The organism is Paludibacter sp. 221 (assembly GCF_010501035.1).
GTDB lineage: Bacteria > Bacteroidota > Bacteroidia > Bacteroidales > Paludibacteraceae > QVMH01.
Genome location: NZ_QVMH01000007.1, coordinates 1 through 25,729 on the forward strand (window position 1 = coordinate 1; position 25,729 = coordinate 25,729).

The window sequence follows — 25,729 nt, forward strand, 5'->3', positions numbered from 1 at the left end:
TCATATTGTATTAAAAAAGATAAAAGAACAAAAAGGACAAATGATAAAGGACAAGACTTATAGCTTGTAGCTAACTAAATCATTCTTCACTTTTTACTCAAAGAATGTGGATGCAAATGTAAAGGCTTTAGTTTTTTGAGACAAATATTTAACGAGTGAAAAATGTGCTTTACCGGATTTTTATAGTGAAGCGTTTTTTCTTTTTTCCTTTGGCTAACTGTTTATTTTGTTTTGCTATTTTTCTTTCTTCGAGCAACATCGAAAGATATTCGACATAAGGCTCAATATATCGTTTGCGTTTAGCTTCGAGTAAATCGGCCATTGTAATCATAATACCTGTTTCAAAAGTATGTCCGAAATCGGGGTCGGTAGTAGTGCCAAAAGTACGCATTGTGTCGGTAAGCCCTATGTATGCGTTGAACATCGGAGGTATAGTCTCTCCTTCGCTGCGTATGGCTTTTTGCAGAATTTTGTAATTTCCACGGGCATTTTCCTGTTTATCAAATATTTCGCCCGCAACATTTTTTATGTGCTCGCTGATGGTTATTCCCGATTTAGCCGTGATTAAGTTATCGTTGTCGGGGAAAAAACGTTCTAAGTATTCATATATCAGTTCTCTTGCATTTGCAGAGTAATGTTCGTATATATTTATTTTACCAATAAAATACTTTGCTTTTTTTACGTCATGAATCAAAGCTCCAAGCCCATCCCATAAGTTGTCTAACGAAAAAAGACTTTTCATTCCCATCTTCGAGGTTTGGTAATCGGGTTGGATAAAAGCCCGTCCCAGTTCAACAGAATAGGGGAGATACTCTTTAATAAATTTATCACTAAAGGTAAACAAGTGCCCCATTGCCAGCATGGGCTGACCATCCTCGTCGAAAGTAACATCATGTCCGGGCAAAAAACGATATCCTCCGATGATTTCCTCTCCCTGTGGGTCCCAAACAATTAGTTGATAATATGCTTTTTCCAGATAATCATAATCATCCACATCAATCTCTTCGCCTGTGCCGCCTCCCCACGAGCGAAAGGACAGTTCGCGCAAGCGTCCTATCTCACGCATTACGTTGGGCGAGTTATGAGCTGTTACAACATAAATTTCATTATGTGCTTTATTGGTAGGACGAAGAAATTTTTCCTGCGTCAGTTCTTTTTTCAATATTTTTCGATCTATCGGGTCGATTATAGCTTTCATCATTGTTATATTGAAAATATATATTACTACAAAAATAGTATTTTTTAGTGGATGATTTATTATTTGACTGAAATGTTTAATAATGGTTTAAAAAAGAACCGGAAATCCTGTAATCGTGAGAATTTCCGTTTTCTTTTTTAGTCTGTTTTTGGGAATTATACTTCCAAGTTTATATCAAACAATTCGTTCCAAGGCAAGCCTTGTATGTTTAACTGCTGCATGAATGGATCCGGATTAAACTCTTCTACATTGAAAACTCCGGGTTTTCTCCATTCTCCTTTGAGGAACATCATTGCGCCAATCATTGCCGGAACGCCTGTAGTATAGCTTACTCCTTGTGTGCCGGTTTCTTCGAATGCTTTTTCGTGGCTGCAGTTATTGTAGATATAGTAAGTGCGTTCCTTACCATCCTTTAGCCCACGTATGCGGCATCCGATAGAAGTCCAACCTGTATAATTTTCGCCTAAGTCGCCCGGATTGGGCAATACGGCTTTGAGGAATTGGATCGGAACGATTTTTTGCCCGTTATATTCCACTTCATCAATCCGTGCCATTCCTATGTTTTGGATAACACGCAGGTGTGTTAAGTATTCCTGTCCGAAAGTCATCCAGAAGCGTGCCCGTTTCAGAGATGGATAATTTTTCACTAACGATTCCAACTCTTCGTGATAAATTACATACGATTCCTTCGCGCCTATTTCCGGATAATTCAGTGGTTTATGTATCTCATGCGGTTCAGTTTCAACCCATTTGCCATTTTCCCAATACTTCCCTTTTTGAGTTACCTCGCGTATATTGATTTCGGGGTTGAAGTTTGTAGCAAATGCTTTACCATGGTCGCCGGCATTACAGTCTACAATATCAAGATATTGAATCTCATCAAAATGATGTTTAGCAGCATATGCAGTGAAAATACTGGTTACGCCGGGGTCGAATCCACAACCTAAAATAGCAGTAAGCCCCGCTTTTTTAAATTTATCCTGATAAGCCCATTGCCATTTATATTCAAATTTGGCCTCGTCTTTAGGTTCGTAGTTTGCTGTGTCAAGATAGTTTACACCACACTCAAGGCATGCGTCCATTATAGTGAGGTCTTGGTATGGTAATGCTACATTTATAACCAGTTCGGGATTGAAACTTTTGAATAGTTTTACCAACTCCGGTACGCTGTCAGCATCTACCTGAGCCGTTTGCAGAGTAAAGTCATAACGTTTTTTCAGATCGGAAGCTATTACATCGCATTTGCTTTTTGTACGGCTTGCCAGCATAACTTCGGTGAAAACATCTCTGTTTTGAGCTATTTTGTGCGCTACAACAGTGCCTACACCTCCGGCACCAATAATCAATACTTTTCCCATTTATAAGTGTTTATATTAACTTCAATCAGATTATTTAATACGCTTTTCGGGCTACGAATTAGACCGTACAAATATAATTGTTTTTACCAGTAAAATGTTTATTCTTCGCATAATTTTTATGTTTTGCCGTATTTTGAAGTTAATTTCAGCAGGGCGGTAATAATTCAATAAAATATTATTTTATTCTTTAGAATCAATCTAAATAACTATATTTGCACTTCGTTTAATATATATTTGATATTTGCAGTGAAATTATCTGAATTAAAAACAGGCGAAAAAGCCTCAATCGTGAAAGTGCTTGGGCACGGAGGATTCCGTAAGCGTATAGTGGAGATGGGGTTTGTAAAAGGCAAGGTGGTAGAATCGGTCTTAAATGCCCCCCTTAACGACCCTATCAAATACAAAATAATGGGATATGAAGTATCTCTCCGTCGTAGCGAGGCCAATTTGATAGAGGTTGTGAGCGAAGAGGAAGCATCGAACTATTTCCGTAAAGCCCCCGAAACAATAATTGAAGATGAAGAGGTACGTAAAGCAGCGTTAAGCAAGCGGAAGCGTATAACAGTGGCGTTGGTAGGGAATCCTAACAGTGGGAAAACCACTTTGTTCAATTATGCTTCGGGCGGGCATGAGCATGTTGGGAATTATAGTGGCGTAACGGTCGATTCCAAGGAAGGAAATTTTGAATTTAAAGGATACAAGATAACGCTGGTCGACTTGCCCGGTACTTATTCTATATCGGCATATTCGCCTGAAGAACGCTATGTGCAGGACTATATTACGGAAAAAATGCCCGACGTGATAATAAATGTGGTGGCAGCGTCGAATATAGAACGAAATCTTTACCTGACTACTCAGCTTATTGATATGAACGTTCGCACGGTGGTGGCGTTGAATATGTACGATGAACTGGAAAAAAGCGGAGATATTCTGGATTATAAAAATCTGGGGAAATTACTGGGAATACCATTTGTGCCGACAGTAGCACGTAAAAAAATGGGAATGGATGAATTGTTTACTACAGTTATCAAGTTGTACGAAGGAAGCGATGTGCTGAACGAGGAAGGAATATTGATACCTGCGGCTCAGGACGATAATCTGCTGGATGATTACCACCATGAAATAGAAATAGCCCACCAACATGGAGATGGAATTCAGGATTCGGATTTGGACGGCAGCCATAAAATACATGAAACGGTTCGTCATATCCACATAAATTATGGCGAAAGTATTGAAAGGAGTATTTATAATTTTAAGAAACACTTGACGGTTGACCCTGTGTTGTGCGCTGTTTTTCCGGCACGTTTTTGGGCTATCAAGCTGCTTGAAAAGGATAAGGATATCGAAGGGTTTGTAAGCAAAGCATCGAATGCAGATGAAATTATCAGATTTCGTGACGATGAAATAAAACAGTTGGAAGTGGAGTTGGGCGAAGATGTAGAATCTTATATTACCGATGCAAAATATGGTTTTATAGCCGGAGCATTGAAAGAAACATACACAGAGAGCGTAAAAGAGAATAAATACGAGCGAACATCGGCTATCGACTCCATCGTTACAAATAAGTATCTCGGATATCCTATTTTTTTGCTGTTTATGTTTATTATGTTTCAGGCTACTTTTTGGCTTGGGCAGTACCCGATGGGTTGGATTGAAGCGGGAGTAGGCTGGCTTGGCGATAAAGTACATGACCTGATGAACCCCGGCCCTTTGCGCGATTTGCTGGTAAATGGAGTAATAGGAGGAGTAGGAGGTGTTATTGTATTTTTGCCTAACATTCTTATCCTGTATTTCTTTATTTCATTGATGGAAGATACGGGGTATATGTCACGTGCGGCTTTCATTATGGATAAAATTATGCACAAAATGGGGTTGCATGGTAAATCGTTCATTCCGCTCATTATGGGCTTTGGTTGTAATGTACCTGCTATAATGGCTACCCGCACTATTGAGAATCGAAACAGCCGTATGATAACCATTCTTATAAACCCATTCATGTCGTGTAGTGCGCGGCTCCCTGTATATTTGCTTCTGTCAGGTGCATTTTTCCCGAATCATGCAGGATTGGTCTTGTTTGGCATATACCTCACGGGTATTATATTGGCAGTGATTTTTGCAAGGCTATTTAAACGTTTTTTGTTTCCCAAAGACGAAACTCCGTTCGTGATGGAGCTTCCCCCTTACCGTATGCCTACCGTGCGTTCTATATCAATACATACATGGCAAAAGGGTAAACAGTATTTGATGAAAATGGGTACTGTGATACTTTTTGCATCTATCATAATATGGTTTTTGGGTTATTATCCACGTCCCGAAGGTAATCCGGAAGAACTTACTTATGCCGAACAGATGCAGCAACAGGAAAATTCATATATCGGAAAAATCGGCCATTTTATCGAGCCTGCTATGCGTCCGCTTGGTTTCGATTGGAAAATAAGCGTTGCCCTGCTCTCAGGTGTAGCAGCTAAGGAGATTGTAGTAAGTACCTTAGGCGTTCTTTATACAGGCAATCCCGAAGAGGATTTTTCATCGCTTTCGGAGCGTTTGAAAACAGATACAAACTCGGATGGTTCGTTGGTTTTTACCCCTGTGGTTGCTATCTGCCTTATGCTGTTTGTGTTGATTTATTTCCCCTGTATAGCTACCATTACGGCTATCAAGCATGAGACAGGCAGTTGGAAATGGGCACTTTTTGCAGCTGCGTATACACTTATCCTCGCATGGTTGGTAGCTTTTGCTGTGTATCAGATATTTGGAGAGTAATTGTTGCTTTTTAAAAAGGTTTCGGCTCGTATAAACATAGTGCTTATTATTTTTGTTATTTTGAAAACTGACTTAGCTAAAACATGATACAACAAATAATAGTTATTATAATAGGAATTGCGGTTTTCGGGCTTACCGGATGGCGTATTTACAAACTGTTTACACAAAAAAATGCAGGAAACAGCCGATGTGCCGGGTGTGATGTTGATTGTGCTTTGCGCAATTTGAATCCTGACAAATGCGAAGGAGAGGATGGGGTAGTTAAATAATCAGCGAGAGCCTCTCATGGGACTCGAACCCACGACCTACTCATTACGAATGAGTTGCTCTACCAACTGAGCTAAAGAGGCTTGTTTTTTTGAAATCAGGTGCAAAAATATAGTTTGTTATTAATTTATCAAAGCATTTAGTTTATATTTTTCCCATTAGGAATTGAATTTTACCAAGAGTCTGAATTTTGTCAGAAAAAATAGTATCGACGTGTTTTTCGAATGAATGATATTTATAAAACAATAGTAGTACAGACACAAGGAATTTATAAGGAAAAGGGAAGTAAGTTTCTTTCGTTTGCCATGCCTGTGCACAATGTAGATGAGATTAAGGAAATAGTAAAGGAATATCGGAAACAGTATTACGATGCCCGTCATGTTTGCTATGCATATATGCTGGGGGCCGAACGTAAAGAATGGCGTGCAAATGATGACGGAGAGCCTTCGGGAACGGCAGGTAAGCCCATTTTGGGTCAGATAAATTCTAAAGAGCTGACAGATGTACTGGTAATTGTAGTTCGTTATTTTGGTGGAACGCTACTGGGTACAAGCGGACTGATAACCGCTTATAAAGAAGCTACAATTGATGCCCTGAATCAAGCCGAGATAATTGAAAAAACGGTAGATGTTTTCTTTGAAGTTCATTTCGACTACCCATTGATGAACGAGGTAATGCGTGTGGTAAAAGATACAAATGCTCAGATTATAGGTCAGGCTTATGATAATGATTGTGTGATGAGCTTAAGTATCAGAAAACAAGATGCAGAAACGTTGAGAGGGAAACTGGAAAAAGTAGAGGGGGTCAGGATAAGCGATGACGCCTGAAAAATTATGTTGAAAAATATACATTGCATTGATTAATGTTTAGAAAAATCTTTTATATCTTTGTAGAGATATGAATATAAAATATTTGCAACATATTCTTTACTTAAACAGTTTTCAACGAAGCTGTTATTTGAAACGGTTTTTAAAACGAGAAAATATAAAACCAATGTAAGTCTTTTAGGGATTTATGTTGGTTTTTTTTATAACTAATATCTGAATCAAAAAAATAGATTATATATGATAAATAAAAGTTTAGTTTCAATTACGGATTACAGCAAAGAAGATATCCTCTCCATTTTGACTTCAGCTGCCGATTTTGAGGCAAATCCGAATAGAAAAACATTGGATGGGAGAGTGGTTGCAACTTTGTTTTTTGAACCATCTACCCGTACCCGTTTGAGTTTCGAGACAGCAGCAGTTCGTCTTGGAGCGAAGACTATTGGCTTTTCGGATGCTGCAACCAGCAGTTCGTCGAAAGGAGAAACCCTTCACGATACCATTCAGATGGTGAGTTCGTATGCCGATGTGATTGTGATGCGCCATCATATGGAAGGAGCTGCACGTTATGCTTCCGAAGTATCTCCGGTTCCGGTTATTAATGCAGGCGATGGTGCAAACCAGCATCCTTCGCAAACTTTACTCGACTTATATTCGATTTTGAAAACACAAGGAACCCTTGAAAATCTGAATATATGCCTGGTTGGCGATTTGAAATACGGACGTACGGTACATTCGCTCATTCAGGCAATGTCGCACTTCAATCCTACATTTAAGTTTATAGCTCCAGAAGAGCTTAAGATGCCGGACGAGTACAAAACATTTTGCCGTAAGCATAATATTTCCTATACGGAATCCACAGAACTCACTGACAATTTCAACGATGCTGATATTTTATATATGACCCGTGTGCAACGCGAACGCTTCTCAGACCTTATGGAATATGAACGTGTGAAAAATGTGTACACACTAAATAATGCTATGTTGGAAAACAGCAAGCCAAATTTAAAAATTCTGCATCCGCTCCCGCGCGTTACCGAGATTGACCCCGATGTGGATGCAAATGAAAAAGCATATTACTTTAAGCAGGCAAAGAATGGTTTATATGTGCGCCAGGCAATAATTAGTAAGGTTTTAGCATAAAAGAGAAGATATATATGGAAAAGGAATTAAAAGTAGCAGCATTGAAGGATGGGACGGTTATTGACCATATCCCTGCTGATAAATTATTTAAAGTTGTTTTGATTCTCGAACTTGAAAAATGTAAAAATCAGGTTACAGTAGGAAATAATTTGGAAAGTAAACGTTTGATATCCAAAGGAATCATAAAAATAACGGACCGTTTTTTCGAGGAATCGGAGGTTAACAAAATAGCCTTATTGGCTCCGAATGCTAAGATAAATATCATTAAAGATTACGAAGTAGTAGAAAAACGCCCTTTGACTTTGCCCGAAGAAATACGTGATATTATACAGTGTGCAAATCCTAATTGTATAACCAATCATCAGCCTGTAGCAACCCGCTTTTTTGTAATGAAAGAAGATAATGAGGTGCGCTTAAAATGCCGGTATTGTGAGCGTGAAGTGAAACAAGAAGAAGTAAAAATAAAATAGAAAATCGGAAAGAATTGTTGTTAGAAAAAGAATTAAAATATCCTGTAATCTTAGTACATGGAATAGGTGCGAAAGATAATAAACTGTTTTGGGGACGAATTCCGGAAGTATTAAGACATGCTGGTGTTAAGATTTTTTTAGGTAATACAGATTCTTGGGCTGGGATTGAGAGTAATGCTTTGGCGTTAAGAGATTCGGTTAATAACGTTTTAGAGATTTGTAATGCAGCAAAAGTAAATTTGATAGCCCACTCTAAAGGTGGTATTGATTCACGTTTTTTAATAAGTACTTTAGGCTATGCCCCAAAGATAGCAAGTCTTACAACTATTTCGAGTCCACATTTAGGTTCAGAAATAGTTGATTTTATATCTGATAAAAAGTATATACATACAAAATTAGCAAAAAAGATAACATATTCTTTAGCAAAACTGTATAGAGATAAAAAACCGGATCCATACAAAATACTGGAAGATTTGACAACGAAGAGGATGCTTGAATTTAATCAGAATAATCCCGATGATTTAGGAGTTTATTATTGTAGTTATCACTCTTTGATGAAAAGTAAATTTGATGATTTTTCCCATTTTATAACATATGATTTTTTAAAGAAGAAAGTTGGAGAAAATGATGGAATTGTGAGTTTAAAATCTTCCAAGTGGGGAGAAGATTTTAAGCTGATTGAGGGAAAAAATAGGGGAGGAATATCCCATTCTGAGATTGTTGATATTAAAAGAACAAAAATATCAGGAGTTGATATTCCTCAAGAGTATTTAAAAATAGTTCGGGAGTTGAAAAATAGAGGTTTCTGATTAAAAATGGGGAATTTATTGATGAGGTGTATTTTTCAATTAGCCGTCGTTAAACATATATCCATCTCAAATTTATTCTATTCTATTTCCGAACTATCGTCAAAAATGATGGTGTCCATTTTTATTGTATCATTTTTGATGTGAGTTGTATCTGTTTTCAAAGTATCAATATTGCCATAGTTAGTTTTATCAGGAGGTATCACGCGAAAATCCTCTCCACGTTCGAAAGGGAATAATGCTAACAATAAACCAACCGCAGCAGCTACCGGAGCGGCAATAAGCCAATACGGGCTGATAGGAAAACCTTTCTTATTTTCGTCTTTTTGCTTCAGGAAATCGTCTAACTTTCTGATAGCTTTTAATTCTTTTTGGCATTTACTACATTCCGTTAAATGAGCCTGCATTTCTGTTTCTTCTTTGCGGGTCATTCTATTCTGATGATAATCAGCTATATCGTGCTTCGTATATTTACATTTATCCATTGTAATTCCGGTTTAAGTGTTTTAAAATATGTTTCAAGCGTTTAATTAAGTCCTTTTTTAAACGCGAAACATCTTGTCGCAGTTTTTCTTCTGTCAATGTATTATTATAGTGTTCGGCTATTTCTTTATAGGACATGTCTTCGTCAAAGAACATAAGAAAGGTTTGCACCCTGTCTTCATGCCCTTTTACTAATTCATGATAGATATTAACAGGCTTTTTGTTCCATAGCAAATCAAGTAATGCTTTGGTTACTTCCCTTGAGTTTTTCACATCTACCTCATACAATAAGACGTAGTCTTCTATCTGTAGGTGATTTTTAACCGGAGGGAATACATCATCTATCGAATCTGTATAATGATGATGCTCCTTGATAACATTTTCTTTTTTCAAAGCGTTGCTTACAGCATTCACGCTTGTCCAATAAAGAAACTTACGGTACTCCAAACCCGTCTTTTTTTCCTGTGCATTGCCGTTGGTAACAAGCCTTTTTACACTTTCGTAAGCATTTCCCACATACTTTCCTGTTCTTATGTTTATATTTTCCTTGTGAGGGAAATAAAATCTGCCGTTTTTTGGTACTTTGGGAGCTATGAGCTTTAAATAATCAGCTATTTCGTCCCACAAATCTTTGTCTTCTTTCTCTAACCTGTCAGTCAGTTTTTCAGCATTGATGGGGTATTCTTCCAATATCTTTTCTTCGATGTTTTCGGGTATTTTAATAGCCTTTATCTTACAATAGGTTACAATATCCTGCAATAATGCTTTAGATCTTTTGAAAGCAATTGTTCTTCCCTGCCTAACTTCCATTTCATTGTCAATCGTATCTATCTCGTGCTTTGCATGATATTTATGAATTGCACCTAACCTGTCTTTATATATGACAGGAAACCATTGCTCGTTGTATGGAATATTATTGGTAATGGAAAACTGGTTCTCAACTGTTACATAGTGGGAGTAAAAATGGTTTAATACATTGGTTTTCAAACGGGAAAAATCATCCTCTTGTTCCCAAACGGAGACTATTTCTTTGTTGCAAATCTCTGTTATTATATCCTCGCGCGAATGGATAAATTGATATTCGCTCAGGTGATAACGGTCATCCTCTTTTATGATTATTTCCCTGATTTGAGCTATTATTTCTTTTTCCTTCTTTTTTAGGAGCATCTGTCGTCTGTTTTTTGCAAATACATTGAGAAAAGGTTTTCAATAAATTATCTGCAACGTGTGTTTAATGTTTCTGCAAAAATAAACTTTTTTGTTTTTGATTATAAAAATTTAATTTTGTTTTTCATTGAACATTCAATTATGAAGTCTAATATTTACATTTTGCTTTTGTTTTTCAGTATAAATATTGTTGCTCAAAACAATCCTCTTGATAAAATAAACGCTGAATTTGACGCTTTTAAACGGAAAATTGATACAGAGCAGCAACAGTATATAGATGAAAAGAACCGGGAGTTTGCCGAGTACCTGCGCAATACATGGGAGGCTTTTCCTGTATCGGAAGATACGGAAAACTTAAATTTCATAGATATTGATGCTTTTCCTGTATCTGAACGTATTCCTGTCACATATTCTACAGTAAGGGAGTCGGGTAGTGTTCAGTATCGTCCGGTTTCAACGTCGCTCTTTGGAGATAAGCTGATTTTTAAAATAGACGGAAAAACCAACCTCAATATGAAATATATAGCAGAAAGGAACATTGGCGAAACATGGGAAAAGCTCTCTGCTACAGATTATGTCACAATACTGCAAACAGCTCAGGAGTGGCAAAATACGACTGGAATAAATGATTGGGGGATGGTGATGCTATTTCAGGAGTTATCACGCGAATTATTTCCTTCGAAACACAACGAGCAACTGATGTTTACGGTTTTCCTTCTGAATCAAATAGGCATTGACGCCAAGTTGGGGAGGATAGGTAAGCCACTCGACAATAATAGCCACTTGGTTATTTTACTTTCGTTTCAAGTACCGGTTTCTTTTTTTATAGGTGTCGAAATCGACAAGCGTACGTATTATGTAATGGAAGACGCTTCTTCTTTTAATATCTCAAGCCTGCACGCTTTTTCGGGAAAGATATTTTCGTACAAGGGAAATCATGCTTTGGCTAAACAGGGGGTTAATTTATGGGTAAAAGCAATTCCTTCGATGAAAGGGAGCGTTAAGCAAAAACAAATACCTTTTACCTCACATAATCCGCCATTAAAACTTGATTTAAAATGGAATAAAAGTTTAGTTGATTTTTACGATACTTACCCGCAAACCCATCTGGCTGTATACCTCCGTGCGGGGATAAGTAATGACTTAAAACAGGCTTTTGAAACCACATTCGCTCCCTTAAAATTGAATGATACTCAGTTTGCCGGCTTATTGCTCAATTGGTTTCATAAAGATTTTTCATATAAGAGGGATGATGATTTATATGGCCATGATAGGTGTTTTTTTGCCGAACAAAGCATTAGTCACCATTATACCGATTGCGAAGACAGAGCTGTGTTATTTGCACAAATAATGCACTTAATTACAGGTTTGGACGTTGCACTAATCGTATATGACGACCACGTTGCCGCAGGAGTTTGCTTCAAGGAAAAAGTCGGAGGGACTTCTGTGGTGTCAAAAAACAAAGTTTATACCATTTGCGACCCGACCTATATAGGTGCTAAAGTAGGCGAACCAATGTCGGCCGGAGAAGTAAAAAACGTGATAACATTATAATCTCATATAAAAGCATGTATTGGGGGCTATATAAACCCCTTCAAAAATAGATCTAAATCATCATCCGGAGTTAGCCCAAAACTCGATTTCAGGCGTTTTCGGGCAGTATGGATTGAGCCGGTCTCAACAGATAGGCAGGTCGAAATATATTCTATTTTCATGCCCAGCGCAAAACATACACAATAATAGATGTTAGTAGTGGACAGTTTCCCCTGATAGTATTGATATAAATTGCTAAGAAACGAATAATCCATCTTATCCAGCCGGTGGAGATACTCATTTCTTCTTTCTTTTGGTATATAATGCGTTTTCGATATCTTGTTTTGCAAGTCCCACAAAATCACTTTCCATTTATCAGGACTGGATTTTTCCAGTTTTTTCTTCTGTGTCTGTATGTATTGTTCCCTTTCTGTTTTCAGGTTTTTTAGTTCTTCATCTTTTTTCAATAGTTCCTCGCTTTTCCAAAGCACTGCTAATTTAGCCTCACACTTCTCCAAACGCTCTATTTCAAGTTCTCCTTCTTTCAATTCTTTATCGAGCAAAGTGTAACGAAGTTCAGCTTCAACATATTGTTTGTTTCTTCTGAGATAACGGATAATGAAAACCATAGCGATTAAAAAGAATACTCCCAAAACACAAATAAGACTAATAATCAGCTTGTTAGTCTTGTCCTTTTGTGTCAAAAAATTAATCTCCTGTTCTTTTTTTTCCACTTCATATTTTGTTTGCAAGTCTTGTATTATCTCATACTTCTCTTTATCAGATACTTGTTTAAGATATTCTGACTTCATTCGCTCATACTCCCATGCTTGCAGGTATTCTTTTTCTTGGTAACTTATTTCTGACAATATATTATACAAGTTGGTGTACATCATCAAATTATCAGACGCATTCCATTTGTTCATCAAATGCATCTGATTTATAAAATTGGACTTTGCCTGTCTATACTCCTTGCTCTGATAATGCATTTGCCCGCTTGCCCATAAATTATTCACCAGCATGGTAGTATCTAATGGATGAGCCAGTTGACCTGATTTGGATATTAAATTGCTGATATAAGCAGTATCGATTTCTTCTTTTTCAAGCAAATTAGTTGCCAGATAATTATATATATATGCTATTATTTCGTTTCCAAAAGGATTGTCAGGCGTTTTTTCATATATCTCAATTGCTTTCCGGTTGTAAAGTATCACAGAGTCCAAGTAGTTTTTATCATCTTTATTGTTCTTGCTTAAGCATCCGTAATAATACGCCTTTATGATATATAAAGTCTCTAAATCATCCCAATCTCCCGATTTTTTAATAGGCTCTTCTATCTTGTCAATTATCTTTTTCAGGCTGAAGGTATCTTCTTTTTGGATATAAGTAAAAGATAAATTATAAAAAACAGGTATCAATTCGGTTACAGGCGTTTCTGTTTTTTCATAATACTCCAAACATTTATAATAGTTAAGATGTGCTTGTACTTCATCATTATAATGATTGTGATAATCTCCGGTTGCATGATAATAAATAGCCAATACTTTAGGGTTGTTGATTTGTTTCGACAATTCGGAGGCTTTATCCAAATAAAACTTCACTTTATCCAGCTTAAAAATATAAATGTGGTTGATTGCCTGTTGACTGTAGTAAGCCAGCCTTAAATCCACATTATTCGATTTTATCATGTAAGGGTACAAGTAATCATACAATTCAATCCTTGCTTCAAACGACAGAGATTTGTCGGCATTTATCATATCGAATTTTTCGGACAAATCATAATCATCAGACTGTACGATATCAGCAAGCCACTTATACTCTCCCTTATTTGATACATTGGCAAAAACAGCACTTCCCAAAAATATAATACAAAAAAATAATAAATATTTTTTCATCATAACTATCTCTATTTCAACTTATAACAAAAACAACTCTATTGTTAAAATAATTTTTTTATAAAATCTTGTCACAAAAGTAGTCGAATGATACCAATTACACATGAACAAATTTAAATAATAATTTTTTTATGAAAAAAATCTTTTTATTAGTAGCTCTGACACTAACAATGGGTGTGGCTACAGTGGTAATCGCTAATAGCGAAAGTGATGAACAAAAAGCAGCTCAAAGTACAAGCGAAACTTCTACAGCTGTTTTGACTCAAATTATGAACATACCTCCTAAAACCATTCCTCCAAAAAGGATTGTATAAGATTCTGCCCCGGAGAAAATAAATTCCGGATTTAGGAATGGAGTAAATTTGAGAAATTACACAGCTGTTTGTTTAACAGCTGTGTAACTAATACAAAATCAATGGAATAAACACTTCGTTAGTTTTTAAGTTACAAGTAAATTGTACCGATTTGTACCAATTTTTTAAGATGTGTTTTTATAAGTTTGCACCACATATACTACACTATTGTATGTAGTCTCGGTTGAGGTAAGCAAAACTTCAATTAGTTCTATATAAATTTAAGGATTGGAACAAAAAGAATACAGATAACATATAAAAAATTATCTGTGTTCTTTATGTCAAATAAATTAAAATTACACTCATTATGAAAAAAAATATACGGATGAATACTTGCTTTTTTGTCTGCTTGTTTTCTTTAATGGCAAATGCTCAAACTAATAATATCCAAAACGATTACGAACGTTTCATTCAGGAACAGGATAGTATATTTAATGCTTTTGGCTACTCTCATGAAATAGAGTATCAAGCTTTTGTCGAAGCAGAAAGAAAAGCTAATGAGGCTTTCAGAAAACAAGTGGAACAAATATGGGGAGAAAATAATTTTGCCATAAGCACCAGCAAAGACTGGGTAGAGTATAGCGATGATATGAAAAGCCGTAGCATAGTCGATTTTGAAAAAGGTGAAGCTAAGATAGAAATTATTGTAAACAATGATGAACTGAAAAATACAGGAGCTATTGAAAAGAAGATAGAAAACAAAGTAACAGAACTAATTGAAAATAAAGGTACTACAAAAGACTATAATACCAATTTTGAGGTAAGAAAGAGCTTGTCGGATAAACCAGTATTAATCGGACAGCTATTAAGTCCAAGCGGCGAAATAATAACCGAAAAAAACGAGAAAAAAGCTGTAAAGGAAATTGCGGAAACAATAAAACCGGTAATTCAAGAGGTAGAAGGAAAAAAGCAAAGCATCGTTGTTGTATCATTGCCTTTGGCTCCCGACCACATACGCACAAAGGCCGAAACTTATAAAAATGACGTAACCCAGTATTCTAAAAAATATAATGTCGCTCCATCGCTGGTTTATGCGGTTATTCATACCGAATCACACTTCAATCCCAAGGCTAAATCGCACGTTCCGGCATACGGACTAATGCAACTTGTGCCACATTCGGGAGGACATGATGCGTATAACTATGTGTACAAAGTAAAACAAAATCCCACACCAAATTTCTTGTACAACCCTACTAATAATATAGAATTGGGTACGGCTTATCTGCGAATACTTCTTAACTTGTTCAAATCGGTTGAGAAAGAAGATTGCCGGATACTGTGTGCTATTGCAGCATATAATACAGGAGCGGGGAATGTAAGCCGCTCTTTTACAGGAAACGTAAATGTGAAAAATGCCATCCCAAAGATCAATGAGTACGATTTTGATAAGCTATATGCCCACTTGCGCAAAAACCTGCCCCATAAAGAAACGCAGGACTATGTAGAGAAAGTACACCGCAGAATGAAAGAGTATGCGGCATGGCAAGCAAAATAATGTTTTTATAATACATATACACAATTATTATGACAGAACTATCAATACAAGAACTTTATCTGAAAGGGATGGAATTGCTTAATAGTCCGGAACCCAATATTAGTGAAGGATTGCAATATCTGAATGAAGCTGCCGAAAAGGGGAGTCTCGAAGCTCAAAACCAACTAGGCTATTTTTACGAAAAAGGCGAATTTGTAGAAAAAAACCGGAAAAAGGCTATTGAATTTTACAAAAAATCAGCCGATGGAGGATATAATGTAGCACAAACAAATTTGGCTCTGCTTTATCTCAATGGAGACGAAGATAAAGAGAGAAAAAGACAGAATAAAAAGATAAAACTAAGAAGTACTAAAGAACCTGTGAAAGCAGCATATTATGCCACCTTGTCGGCTAATCAGGGTAATATGTATGGTCAGAGCATATTAGGATATATGTATCTGAACGGGATAGGAGTGAAAAAGAATCTTAAAAAAGCGTTAGATTGGTCGCGTATAGCAGCCGGTCAGGGCGAAGATGATGCTTTATACAACGTTAAATACATTGAAGAAAATTATAACTTAAATGGGAACAGAGAAATAGAAAAACCGTATTTCAAACGTAGTATTATTGCTACTATACTTTTGTTTCTATCTATTATAGTTTCGGGATACTTTATTGTAACTAACATCATAGATACTATCGACATTATAGATGGCTATTCACGATACGAAATTACTTTTATTTCGTACATAAAAAATATTGTATTAACAGCGATCTGTCTTAGCAATATCATTGCCGCTGTAATGATATTGATGTGGAAAGAAAGCGGGATAAAATTCCTCTTCGTCTCCATGCTATCTTCCTTACTCCTTTTATTGGTTACATGGCTTCTGACCATCATCACTGTCAATATGGAACTCTATTCATTCGCTTATGGTATTTTAATGAACTTTATAGCTTACGGCATTACCTTGCTGTCGTTGTTTATAAACAATAAAGCCGGGTTATCTATATTCTATTATTTAGGACAAAACTCTGAGTACAATGAATTTTTGTTTGAATTTGGTTATGGCAACGATTTTATGCCAGGGTCAGAAGCGTCGAAAAAATTTGCTTCGAAAAAGAAAACAGCCATGATTGTAATGGTTGTGGTTGCTGTGGCTTATGCTGCTCTTGCTCTTTTCAGAGGAAGCCTTAATTTTAATATGAATCCAAATTATTTCCAGTCGTGGATGGCTGTTCCGCTATTTATTGTGGGCTTTTTCCTGATGTTGCGCGAAAAGACAAGCTCATACCAATCTTACAATGTTTACGAAGATGGTTTTGGAAACAAGAAGTATGAGCGTAACGACGATGTAATAGAAAGTATGACAGGCGGTATTATTATGCCGTTATTACAGCGGTTTGTTATTTTTCCATTAGTGGCTGCTCTGATGATATATTATGGATTGTTTTTACTCCTTGCTATTATCGAAGGGATATTTCCGTTGTTTATGGCTGTAGTTTTTATCTTTAGCCTTATTTATTGCAACCGTGCCTTGGTCAATGCACAGCACAAATTAAACCGCCAAAAACTTATTCCGTTTACATTGGCAGGATTGATTCTCATCTATACCGTTGTTTTACTGTTTATTATTTCGTGAATATAAAAATAGAAATTAGATTATAAATAATTAAAAATTAATTTATTATGAAAAAGATTTTATTGATTTTTTCTTTGTTGATAAGTGTTTCATCTTTAAGTTTCGGACAATACAACAAGCAACTGGAAAAAGAAAGCCAAAAGATGTACAAGCAAAAAATAAAAGAATACAAAAAAGATGGCTGGAAACTCGATTCGAGTTCAAAAACACTCGAAGTAGCTCTATTGGAACATTATGATAAACTTAATAAAAAGAACGACGAAGGCGAAAAAGTATTTGAGGAATTGCCCGGCGTAGCTTCCAACTGCCGTTCGATAAACGTTTGCAGGCAAATGGCTTTCAACAATGCAGCGATTGATTACGCAAATAGAGCATCTTCTTACGTGCGCGGACGTGTAAACTCCGACATACTTGGCGATGCGGCCGACCCTAAGGCAAAAGAAGAATTTGACCGTTTTTATGCTGCTTACGAGCGTCTTGTAGGGGCTGAAATAAAGAAAGGTGTAATCTCCGAAAGTTACAGCATTGTTCGCAAAAAAGGTGATGTAAACGAATACCGCATATTATACACTGTAAACGAAGACAGAGCCGCCAAAATGAGAAAGAAAGCAATGCAAGAAGCGCTAGAAGAAAGTAAACTTGCTCAAGATTACGCAAATAAGGTATCAGAATTTGTAAACGAAGGGTTCGACAGGAAATGATAAAGAAATATATCTTTTTATTATTGATTTGCTTTTGTGCTTGCAACTGTTTGTTGCAGGCACAAAACTATTCTAAAATACACCCTGTATGGTTGGCAAAAGAATTGCCTAAGCCAACTAACAGTTCTTATTATTTCAGGGTAGCCCGTGGACAGGGAAACAGTGAAAAGGAAGCACGTGAGAACGCAATAGTTGCCTTAGTGAGCGATATAGCAAAAGCCGAGGGAGTGTATGTTTCGGGTAAAGAAATCTCAAGCGTAATAGCAACTTCTACTTCGGAGAAAAATGATTATAAAAACATTTATGTAATTGATGTGCCTAAGTTAAAATTATCATTCAAGCCCATTGATGATTTTTTTGAAAAAGATGGAGGGTATCACAATTACAACTGTTGGGTATTGTTCGAAGTGGCTTACAATCCCGATAAGGTAGAATATGAGAATTTGTCTTTTACTACCCAATATGGTGCTCGTGGTTTATGGCGTTCGGCCATTGTTCCCGGGTGGGGGCAGATGTATAAAGGCAGTACAGCTAAAGGTCTGTGCATATTAGGAGGCGAGGTTTTACTTGCAGGTGGAATCATTGCCACCGAAAGCATGCGTGCAAGCTATATCAAGAAAATAGGAGAGACGCGTAATGTTAGCCATATCCAGACATATGCCAACAAAGCCGACAATATGGAGAATATCCGTAATATATGCATTGGCGGAGCAGCCGCTTTGTATCTGTACAATCTGATAGACGCAGTAGCAGCTCCCGGTGCAAGAAGATGGAATAAAGACACTTCGTTTGTTCCGGTAATTGCTCCTGACTATGCGGGAATAGGATTGGCTATTAATTTTTAATTTCAAATAATTTAAATCTAAAAAAAATGAGAGGGATTTTAAAATTACTTATTTTAAGTGTATTAATATCAGTTGGTTTTTCGGCCTGTACAAAAAACGAGGTAAACATGTACGGGGATATACGGGGTTTTGTAACCAATACAGTAACAGGTGAGCCTATCCGTAATGCAAACGTAAAACTGCTACCCGGCGGTAATACTACCAATACCGGAAGCGACGGCAGTTATGAGTTTAAAAACCTGTCGGCGGGGCAATATACCGTACAGGTCATGTCTACTAATTACCAGAGCAACACAAAGGGAGTTACCGTGTATGCCGGAGAAATTAATCAATGCGACATACCGCTTACGCCGGGTAGCGGCATGCTCGAGATACAGAACCCTAATGCTTATTTCGGAACAAATAACAAAAGTCTTTCGGTGACGCTGAAAAACATTGGTAAGGAAACGTTGGAGTGGTATGTCGATTATGATGCAGATTGGATTGTAAGTGTATCTCCGGCTCAAGGAAAGATTCAGGAAAATGGTGTAGCAATTATAACCATCCGTATCGACCGTACTAAAATACCGGATAATACGGAAAAAAGCACTATTATTAATGTAACTTCTAATGGAGGCAATATTCCTATATATGTAAGTGTGAATGGCAGTACAAATCCGGGAAACGCTTCCAATGTAGTTCGCAACGGACTATACGCTTATTATACATTCGAGGATAATACTAAGAATCTGATAGAAGGTAATATTAATGCTGTAGCCATAAGTAATCCCGATTATATTACAGGTGCACCTGATGGTTCCAAAGCAATGTTCTTTAATGGGAAAAGTTATATCAATATAGCCGAAAGCCTGATTGATACTCAACGATTTTCAGTATCTTTCTGGGCTAAAGGTTTTAAAGATGGGCACATCTTTAGTGTAAGTTGTTCGGATAATACTGCAATTTTCACTATGACTATGAGAGATAATATGCTGTCTTTCATTATAGATAATACATATAGCAGCGAAACTTTCACACATGCCGACATAATTGATAATGAGTGGCACATGATAACTATAACTTCTGAAAATAAAATGGATACCGGCTCCGTTCGCGATCCGGCAGTCAATAAACTGTATGTTGATGGAGAATATACCGATGTCCTTTCCGAACGCCCGTATTATACTACGTATGGTGCAGGAGTGAAGTTTATATTTGGAGGAGATGCTAAAATTAAGAAAAACACGGTTTTATCATCTAATCTATCTGTAGATAATTTACGGATATATAATACCCGTGTTTTGAGCGACATAGAGATAAAACAAATATATAATGCAGAAAAAGGGAATTAAAGCAATGAAAAACATATTTAAATTATTATTAATATCATTATTGATATTGAACGCAGCCTGTACAAAAAACGAGGTAAACCTGTACGGGGATATACGGGGTTTTGTAACCAATACGGTAACAGGTGAGCCTATCCGTAATGCAAACGTAAAACTGTTGCCCGGCGGTAATACCACCAATACCGGAAGCGACGGCAGTTATGAGTTTAAAAACCTGTCGGCGGGGCAATATACCGTACAGGTCATGTCTACTAATTACCAGAGCAACACAAAGGGAGTTACCGTGTATGCCGGAGAAATTAATCAATGCGACATACCGCTTACGCCGGGTAGCGGCATACTTGAGATACAGAACCCTAATGCGTATTTCGGAACAAATAACAAAAGTCTTTCGGTGACGCTAAAAAACATTGGTAAGGAAACGTTGGAGTGGTATGTAGATTATAATGCAGATTGGATTGTAAGTGTATCTCCGGCTCAGGGAAAGATTCAGGAAAATGGTGTAGCAATTATAACCATCCGTATCGACCGCACTAAAATACCGGAAAATGCGGAAAGAAGTACAACTATTACAGTCGTATCCAACGGTGGAAATGTTCCTATATATGTAAGTGTGAATGGCAGTACAAATCCGGGAAATGCTTCGAATGTAGTTCGTAATGGGATGTATGCGTATTACACATTCGAGAGCGATACAAAAAACCTGATATCTGGAAAAGGAAAGAATGGTAGTATAATAAATACAGGCAATTATATAACCGGTTCGCCCGATGGCTCTAAGGCTCTGGAATTGCAAAACGACGGGTACCTTAACATTCCCGAAGGTATGATTGACAAAGAACTGTTTTCCATATCATTTTGGGTAAAAGGAATAGCCGACGGGCATATTTTTCATGTAGGGGCAGGTGGAAGTAATAGTGCGTTTAATCTGAATATGCATGATGGGAAATTAAAATTCGGTGTGGTTAGTTATTACTATACTTATACACCTTCTTTCTCCCATAAAAACATTACCGACGACAGTTGGCACATGATAACACTAACATCCGACTGTAGAAAAACAAAAAGCGATTATATAACAACCAGCCTGTATATCGACGGTGAAATGGCAGATGTAGTATCGGAGCGTTTCTATATTGGCGGAGATGATTATAATGCAGGTGTTAAATTTGTACTGGGTGGTGAAAACACAATAAACAACAGTTTGCTTTTTCCATCCATATCAGGGTTGCAAATAGATAATCTGCGGATTTATAACACAAGGGTGTTAACCGAATTGGAAGTAATGCAAATATACCAAGCAGAAGGTGGGCTATAAAGCCTACTTTCTGCTTTTTTTCGTAATAAAAATACAAATTAATTTAACCATGAGTATTTTAAGTCACTATAGATTGGAAAACAGCAAAAAAATATACTTTTTCTTTTTTCTTTTTTCCTTCATTCTATCTTCTAATGCTCAAAACTCAAGCTACGAGGATTTTAAAAAGAATAGTAATCAAAAGCAAAGCGAATTTAAGGAAAAATCCGATACTAATTATTGTAGTTTCAGAGACAAAGTCAATAAAGAGTATGCCGAATTTATGAGGCAATCGTGGGAGAGGTATAGCTCTTCGCCGGCAATAGCTATGCCTAAATTGCCCGACTTTGTTACTCCTCCTGTAGCCCCAAAGGGATATACCCCAACAAACAACCTACTGACTCCGGATAGCATAATTGGTGTGAGAAAACCTTACATACACCCCGAACCAATAGAACCGGTTATACATGTCGACTCTCATACACCATCACCTTATATTTTTAAATTTTATAATACAGAATGTACTGTAAACTGGCATAACTCCCGGCAATTTGCATTGAAAAACCTGACAGAAGAAGAAATAGCCAAAACATGGGTAAAACTGTCTGATTCTTCTTTAGATAATACAATTGCCGATTGTTTAGTTTTAAGAGAACAGCTTGATTTGTGCGATTGGGCATATATACAACTGATAAAAGATATGTCTGAATCCTTTTATAACTCAGCTGCGTCAAACGAAGCTACGCTGCTGCAAATGTATATTCTCACACAGTCGGGGTACAAGGTGCGCATAGCACGTAGTAACAACCGTTTGCTGCTATTGCTCCCATCCGAACATACTTTATATGGATATTCATATATTAGCATAGACAACGAAAAGTATTTTGTTTTGGATAAATCCTTTCGGGGAAATTTAGAAATATGTACAGTTACTTATCCGAATGAAAAACGTATGTCGCTGCAAATGGATAAACTACCTAAATTAGATGCTATACCAACTAAAGAAAGATATTTTGCGTCAAAGCATTATCCTGAGATAAAAACCAACATTTGTACAAATCAAAATTTAATAGATTTTTACAACGATTATCCTATATCACATTGGAGCTTTTATGCTAAAGCATCGCTTAGCGAAACCATTAAAAACGAATTATATCCTGTTTTGAGAAATGCTATAAAGGGAAAAAGTAAAAAAGATGCTGCCAATATGCTGATAAACTTTGTACAGACAGCATTTGAATACCAGACAGACGAAGAGCAGTTTGGTTACGAACGCCCTCTCTTTCCGGATGAAACATTCTTTTATCCGTATAGCGATTGCGAAGACCGCGCCATACTATATGCCGTATTGGTCAAAGATTTATTGGGTTTAGAAGTGGTGCTACTGCATTATCCGGCGCATCTTGCCACTGCTGTTTGTTTTAACGACAATACGGCCGGCGATTATTTGATTATTGACGATGAAAGATTCTTGGTTTGCGACCCTACGTATATTGGTGCGAGTGTAGGGCAGGCCATGCCCAAATATAAAAATGTAAAAATGAATATTATTAAGATATAATCAGGGGCAATAAAAACTACCTTTTCTTTATTACAAACCATAATTAGCCACACATCTTCTCATAATACACAAAAATCTCTCTCAATTTTTGGTTATGGCTAAAACAATCCTCTCTCTTGTTAGTTTTGTAAATTAAAGTAAAAGGTAGTTTTTTGTTTTTTTATTTAGAAAAAGTAATTGCCGGTACTTTTATTTCTCCGGTGTTTCATTTTTTAAAACAGATTTTTTCAATCATTGTAACAACCTATCCCTTTTTTTTATATCTTTGCACGCTCAATTAGAACGGGTTAATATTCTGAAAATTACAGTATAATTATTATGAACATTGCTAAAAAAGAAATCGATCAAAACAATGCAACGCTTACGATAAGCATTGAAAAAGCCGATTATGCCGATAAAGTGGAAAAAACTTTACGCGACTATCGTAAGAAAGCTAACATGCCGGGATTTCGTCCGGGAATGGTTCCAATGAATCTGATGAAAAAAATGTATGGAAAATCTATACTTGCCGAAGAAATAAACAAACAAGTATCGGAAACTTTATATGACTACATCAGAGAAAACAATATTAATATTTTGGGTGAACCGCTTCCTAATGAAACAGAGCAACCTGAAATTGATTTCGATACGCAAGAGAATTTTGAGTTTGTATTTGATATAGCCATTGCTCCTGAGTTTGATGTAAATCTTACCCAAAAAGATAAGATAACCTATTACAACATCAAAGTCAGCGATGACATGATAGATAATCAGGTAAAAGCGTACACCGGGCGTTATGGTAAATACATTCAGGAAGAAGAAGTTGAAGAAAAAGATATGGTGAAAGGCGACCTGTTCGAGCTTGAAGGTGGTAAAGTGAAAGACGGAGGAATACACGTAGAAGGTGCTGTATTAACTCCCGCATATATGCAAGATGAAGATCAGAAAAAACTTTTCGTAGGAGCTAAAAAGGGGGATGTTATTGTATTCGACCCTAAAAAAGCATATGAAAACGTGAACGAGGTTTCATCTATGTTGAAAATCTCTAAAGAACAAGCAGAAACTTTCAACTCGGAGTGTCAGATAACTATCGAAGGAATTACACGTTACCACGAAGCAGAGGTAAATCAGGAATTATTCGATAAAATTTATGGAGAAGGCATTGTGAAAACAGAAGCCGAATTTCACGAAAAGATAAAAGAAAGTATTCAGGTAAATTTAAAAGAAGATTCTGATTATAAATTTGCTTTAGATGCTCGCGATACTTTGGTTAAGAAACTGAAAGACGTGCAATTTCCTGATGAATTCTTGAAACGTTGGTTAATTACAACAAATGAAACGCTGACCGCTGAAAAACTGGGCGAAGATTATCCTAAAATGATTGAAGACCTTAAATGGCACCTAACAAAGGATAAACTGATGAAGGCTAACGACATTAAGGTAGAACCTGCCGAAGTAGAAGAATATGCCAAAAAAGTAGCTCGTGCACAGTTTGCTCAATACGGTATGATTGGTATCGAAGATGATATCTTGACAAATTATGCTCAGGATATGCTGAAAAAAGAAGATACTATAAGAAACATTGTAGACAAAGTGGCAGAAGACAAAGTCCTTGCAACTGTCAAAAAATCGGTAAAAATTACTGAAAAAGAAGTTTCAATAGAAGAATTCAATAAAATGTTTGAAACAAAATAGGAAAATTAAGTTTTAAATATTTATGAAAATAGTTGACAGAGACGCGCACAACGTGTCTCTGTTGTTTTTAATGCAGATGAACAAAAAAATAATATCTTTGTTTGTATTATATTAATGCATCAAGCACTTTGATTTAAAGTAAATTTCTGGTATAGGTTTTGCCAAATAAAGTAAAACAACTTTGAAATTTTAAATTTTAAAAATTATGGATAATAACAACGAATTTCGCAAATATGCAACAAAGCATCTCGGATTAAACGGTCTTAGGATAGATGACTATGCTCGTTTTACCAATGATTATATTACTCCTAACATTATGGAAGAACGCCAATTGAATGTCACTCAGATGGACGTTTTTTCACGTCTGATGATGGATCGTATTATTTTCTTAGGTACTCAGGTAAATAGCGATGTAGCCAATATTATTCAGGCACAGTTATTATTCTTAGACTCTGCCGACCCCGGTAAAGATATCTCTATTTACATAAACTCTCCGGGCGGATCGGTGTACGATGGTTTGGGTATCTACGACACTATGCAGTTTATCAGCTCTGATGTGGCTACTATTTGTACAGGCATGGCAGCATCTATGGCAGCTGTTCTTCTGGTAGCCGGCGAAAAAGGTAAACGTTCGGCCCTGAAACATTCACGTGTTATGATTCACCAACCAATGGGAGGTGTACAAGGGCAGGCTTCGGATATCGAAATTACGGCACGTGAAATCATTAAGCTGAAAAAAGAACTTTATTCTATCATATCCGAACATTCAGGAAAACCATTTGAACAAGTAGAAAAAGATTCAGACCGCGATTACTGGATGACTTCTCAGGAAGCTGTCGATTATGGTATGATTGACAGGGTATTGCAAAGAGAAAGAAAAAGCAAATAAAATAAAACATCTTTCAACTATATAAAAACGGGATTAATAGTCCCGTTTTTTATGCAA

The 25,729-nt window shown here is 36.6% G+C and carries 22 protein-coding genes and 1 tRNA gene; 17 read left to right on the forward strand and 6 right to left on the reverse strand.

Annotated features, from left to right (window positions below; genetic code table 11):
• Positions 1-169: 169 nt before the first annotated feature.
• Positions 170-1,201, reverse strand: a complete 1,032-nt coding sequence (locus tag D0T49_RS02820; protein ID WP_239056993.1) for a GNAT family N-acetyltransferase — start codon at positions 1,199-1,201, stop codon at positions 170-172.
• 152 nt (positions 1,202-1,353) lie between these two features.
• Positions 1,354-2,556 (reverse strand): saccharopine dehydrogenase family protein, encoded by a 1,203-nt coding sequence (locus tag D0T49_RS02825; protein WP_163629071.1) that lies wholly within the window; start codon positions 2,554-2,556, stop codon positions 1,354-1,356.
• A 246-nt stretch (positions 2,557-2,802) separates the two neighbouring features.
• Between D0T49_RS02825 and feoB the strand changes: the two genes are divergently transcribed.
• Both feoB and D0T49_RS02835 read left to right on the forward strand, forming a co-directional pair.
• A complete protein-coding gene (feoB, locus tag D0T49_RS02830) occupies positions 2,803-5,319 on the forward strand; it encodes a ferrous iron transport protein B (protein ID WP_163629072.1) in 2,517 nt (838 codons plus the stop codon).
• An 83-nt stretch (positions 5,320-5,402) separates the two neighbouring features.
• Positions 5,403-5,588 carry a FeoB-associated Cys-rich membrane protein gene (locus D0T49_RS02835; RefSeq protein ID WP_163629073.1) on the forward strand — a complete coding sequence of 62 codons (186 nt, stop codon included), beginning with the start codon at positions 5,403-5,405 and terminating at the stop codon, positions 5,586-5,588.
• Positions 5,589-5,596: 8 nt separating this feature from the next.
• On the opposite strand, the gene D0T49_RS02840 is transcribed toward D0T49_RS02835, so the two are convergent.
• Positions 5,597-5,669: transfer RNA gene (locus D0T49_RS02840), tRNA-Thr, on the reverse strand.
• A 141-nt stretch (positions 5,670-5,810) separates the two neighbouring features.
• On the opposite strand from D0T49_RS02840, the gene D0T49_RS02845 reads away from it, so the two are divergent.
• The 4 genes from D0T49_RS02845 (at position 5,811) to D0T49_RS02860 (ending at position 8,832) form a co-directional block, all read left to right on the forward strand.
• Positions 5,811-6,413, forward strand: a complete 603-nt coding sequence (locus tag D0T49_RS02845) for a YigZ family protein (RefSeq protein WP_163629074.1) — start codon at positions 5,811-5,813, stop codon at positions 6,411-6,413.
• Between the two features lie 237 nt (positions 6,414-6,650).
• Positions 6,651-7,553, forward strand: a complete 903-nt coding sequence (gene pyrB / locus D0T49_RS02850; protein ID WP_163629075.1) for an aspartate carbamoyltransferase — start codon at positions 6,651-6,653, stop codon at positions 7,551-7,553.
• Positions 7,554-7,567: 14 nt separating this feature from the next.
• Entirely contained in the window at positions 7,568-8,023 is a 456-nt protein-coding gene (pyrI, locus tag D0T49_RS02855; protein WP_163629076.1) for an aspartate carbamoyltransferase regulatory subunit, read from the forward strand.
• A 17-nt stretch (positions 8,024-8,040) separates the two neighbouring features.
• Positions 8,041-8,832 (forward strand): hypothetical protein, encoded by a 792-nt coding sequence (locus D0T49_RS02860; RefSeq protein WP_163629077.1) that lies wholly within the window; start codon positions 8,041-8,043, stop codon positions 8,830-8,832.
• Between the two features lie 77 nt (positions 8,833-8,909).
• On the opposite strand, the gene D0T49_RS02865 is transcribed toward D0T49_RS02860, so the two are convergent.
• Positions 8,910-9,314, reverse strand: a complete 405-nt coding sequence (locus tag D0T49_RS02865; RefSeq protein ID WP_163629078.1) for an anti-sigma factor — start codon at positions 9,312-9,314, stop codon at positions 8,910-8,912.
• Positions 9,307-10,479 (reverse strand): sigma-70 family RNA polymerase sigma factor, encoded by a 1,173-nt coding sequence (locus tag D0T49_RS02870; RefSeq protein WP_163629079.1) that lies wholly within the window; start codon positions 10,477-10,479, stop codon positions 9,307-9,309. The genes D0T49_RS02865 and D0T49_RS02870 overlap by 8 nt, the downstream gene beginning before the upstream one ends.
• A 141-nt stretch (positions 10,480-10,620) precedes the next feature.
• On the opposite strand from D0T49_RS02870, the gene D0T49_RS02875 reads away from it, so the two are divergent.
• Positions 10,621-12,033, forward strand: coding sequence for a hypothetical protein (locus tag D0T49_RS02875; protein WP_163629080.1), 1,413 nt, complete (start codon positions 10,621-10,623; stop codon positions 12,031-12,033).
• Between the two features lie 26 nt (positions 12,034-12,059).
• Here the strand turns inward: D0T49_RS02875 and D0T49_RS02880 are convergent, their stop codons facing one another.
• Positions 12,060-13,910 (reverse strand): hypothetical protein, encoded by a 1,851-nt coding sequence (locus D0T49_RS02880; RefSeq protein WP_163629081.1) that lies wholly within the window; start codon positions 13,908-13,910, stop codon positions 12,060-12,062.
• A 128-nt stretch (positions 13,911-14,038) separates the two neighbouring features.
• Between D0T49_RS02880 and D0T49_RS02885 the strand changes: the two genes are divergently transcribed.
• From D0T49_RS02885 to clpP, 10 genes are all read left to right on the forward strand, one after another.
• Complete coding sequence (locus D0T49_RS02885; protein ID WP_163629082.1) at positions 14,039-14,221, forward strand: hypothetical protein; 183 nt, start codon at positions 14,039-14,041, stop codon at positions 14,219-14,221.
• A 346-nt stretch (positions 14,222-14,567) separates the two neighbouring features.
• Positions 14,568-15,755 carry a murein transglycosylase domain-containing protein gene (locus D0T49_RS02890; RefSeq protein ID WP_163629083.1) on the forward strand — a complete coding sequence of 396 codons (1,188 nt, stop codon included), beginning with the start codon at positions 14,568-14,570 and terminating at the stop codon, positions 15,753-15,755.
• Positions 15,756-15,784: 29 nt separating this feature from the next.
• Positions 15,785-17,377 (forward strand): tetratricopeptide repeat protein, encoded by a 1,593-nt coding sequence (locus D0T49_RS02895; protein ID WP_163629084.1) that lies wholly within the window; start codon positions 15,785-15,787, stop codon positions 17,375-17,377.
• A 47-nt stretch (positions 17,378-17,424) separates the two neighbouring features.
• A complete protein-coding gene (locus tag D0T49_RS02900; protein WP_163629085.1) occupies positions 17,425-18,078 on the forward strand; it encodes a hypothetical protein in 654 nt (217 codons plus the stop codon).
• Positions 18,079-18,170: 92 nt separating this feature from the next.
• A complete protein-coding gene (locus tag D0T49_RS02905) occupies positions 18,171-18,923 on the forward strand; it encodes a DUF5683 domain-containing protein (RefSeq protein WP_163629086.1) in 753 nt (250 codons plus the stop codon).
• Positions 18,924-18,949: 26 nt separating this feature from the next.
• A complete protein-coding gene (locus D0T49_RS02910) occupies positions 18,950-20,254 on the forward strand; it encodes a carboxypeptidase regulatory-like domain-containing protein (protein WP_163629087.1) in 1,305 nt (434 codons plus the stop codon).
• 4 nt (positions 20,255-20,258) lie between these two features.
• Positions 20,259-21,569, forward strand: a complete 1,311-nt coding sequence (locus D0T49_RS02915) for a carboxypeptidase regulatory-like domain-containing protein (protein ID WP_163629088.1) — start codon at positions 20,259-20,261, stop codon at positions 21,567-21,569.
• A gap of 49 nt (positions 21,570-21,618) precedes the next feature.
• Complete coding sequence (locus tag D0T49_RS02920; protein ID WP_163629089.1) at positions 21,619-23,109, forward strand: hypothetical protein; 1,491 nt, start codon at positions 21,619-21,621, stop codon at positions 23,107-23,109.
• 318 nt (positions 23,110-23,427) lie between these two features.
• The gene (gene tig / locus D0T49_RS02925; RefSeq protein ID WP_163629090.1) at positions 23,428-24,783 is read left to right on the forward strand and encodes a trigger factor; all 1,356 of its coding nucleotides are present in this window, start codon (positions 23,428-23,430) and stop codon (positions 24,781-24,783) included.
• A 205-nt stretch (positions 24,784-24,988) separates the two neighbouring features.
• Positions 24,989-25,672, forward strand: coding sequence for an ATP-dependent Clp endopeptidase proteolytic subunit ClpP (clpP, locus tag D0T49_RS02930; RefSeq protein WP_163629091.1), 684 nt, complete (start codon positions 24,989-24,991; stop codon positions 25,670-25,672).
• Positions 25,673-25,729 lie beyond the last annotated feature (57 nt).

Excerpts from the sequence above, each read along its gene's own strand:
- D0T49_RS02880 (WP_163629081.1), bottom strand. The coding sequence starts at position 13,910 with ATGATGAAAAAATATTTATTATTTTTTTGTATTATATTTTTGGGAAGT.
- D0T49_RS02845 (WP_163629074.1), top strand. The coding sequence starts at position 5,811 with ATGAATGATATTTATAAAACAATAGTAGTACAGACACAAGGAATTTAT.
- D0T49_RS02910 (WP_163629087.1), top strand. The coding sequence starts at position 18,950 with ATGAGAGGGATTTTAAAATTACTTATTTTAAGTGTATTAATATCAGTT.
- clpP (WP_163629091.1), top strand. The coding sequence starts at position 24,989 with ATGGATAATAACAACGAATTTCGCAAATATGCAACAAAGCATCTCGGA.
- D0T49_RS02885 (WP_163629082.1), top strand. The coding sequence starts at position 14,039 with ATGAAAAAAATCTTTTTATTAGTAGCTCTGACACTAACAATGGGTGTG.
- D0T49_RS02890 (WP_163629083.1), top strand. The coding sequence starts at position 14,568 with ATGAAAAAAAATATACGGATGAATACTTGCTTTTTTGTCTGCTTGTTT.
- D0T49_RS02870 (WP_163629079.1), bottom strand. The coding sequence starts at position 10,479 with ATGCTCCTAAAAAAGAAGGAAAAAGAAATAATAGCTCAAATCAGGGAA.
- D0T49_RS02865 (WP_163629078.1), bottom strand. The coding sequence starts at position 9,314 with ATGGATAAATGTAAATATACGAAGCACGATATAGCTGATTATCATCAG.
- D0T49_RS02835 (WP_163629073.1), top strand. The coding sequence starts at position 5,403 with ATGATACAACAAATAATAGTTATTATAATAGGAATTGCGGTTTTCGGG.
- pyrI (WP_163629076.1), top strand. The coding sequence starts at position 7,568 with ATGGAAAAGGAATTAAAAGTAGCAGCATTGAAGGATGGGACGGTTATT.
- D0T49_RS02915 (WP_163629088.1), top strand. The coding sequence starts at position 20,259 with ATGAAAAACATATTTAAATTATTATTAATATCATTATTGATATTGAAC.
- D0T49_RS02875 (WP_163629080.1), top strand. The coding sequence starts at position 10,621 with ATGAAGTCTAATATTTACATTTTGCTTTTGTTTTTCAGTATAAATATT.
- pyrB (WP_163629075.1), top strand. The coding sequence starts at position 6,651 with ATGATAAATAAAAGTTTAGTTTCAATTACGGATTACAGCAAAGAAGAT.
- D0T49_RS02920 (WP_163629089.1), top strand. The coding sequence starts at position 21,619 with ATGAGTATTTTAAGTCACTATAGATTGGAAAACAGCAAAAAAATATAC.
- D0T49_RS02820 (WP_239056993.1), bottom strand. The coding sequence starts at position 1,201 with ATGATGAAAGCTATAATCGACCCGATAGATCGAAAAATATTGAAAAAA.
- D0T49_RS02900 (WP_163629085.1), top strand. The coding sequence starts at position 17,425 with ATGAAAAAGATTTTATTGATTTTTTCTTTGTTGATAAGTGTTTCATCT.
- tig (WP_163629090.1), top strand. The coding sequence starts at position 23,428 with ATGAACATTGCTAAAAAAGAAATCGATCAAAACAATGCAACGCTTACG.
- D0T49_RS02895 (WP_163629084.1), top strand. The coding sequence starts at position 15,785 with ATGACAGAACTATCAATACAAGAACTTTATCTGAAAGGGATGGAATTG.
- D0T49_RS02825 (WP_163629071.1), bottom strand. The coding sequence starts at position 2,556 with ATGGGAAAAGTATTGATTATTGGTGCCGGAGGTGTAGGCACTGTTGTA.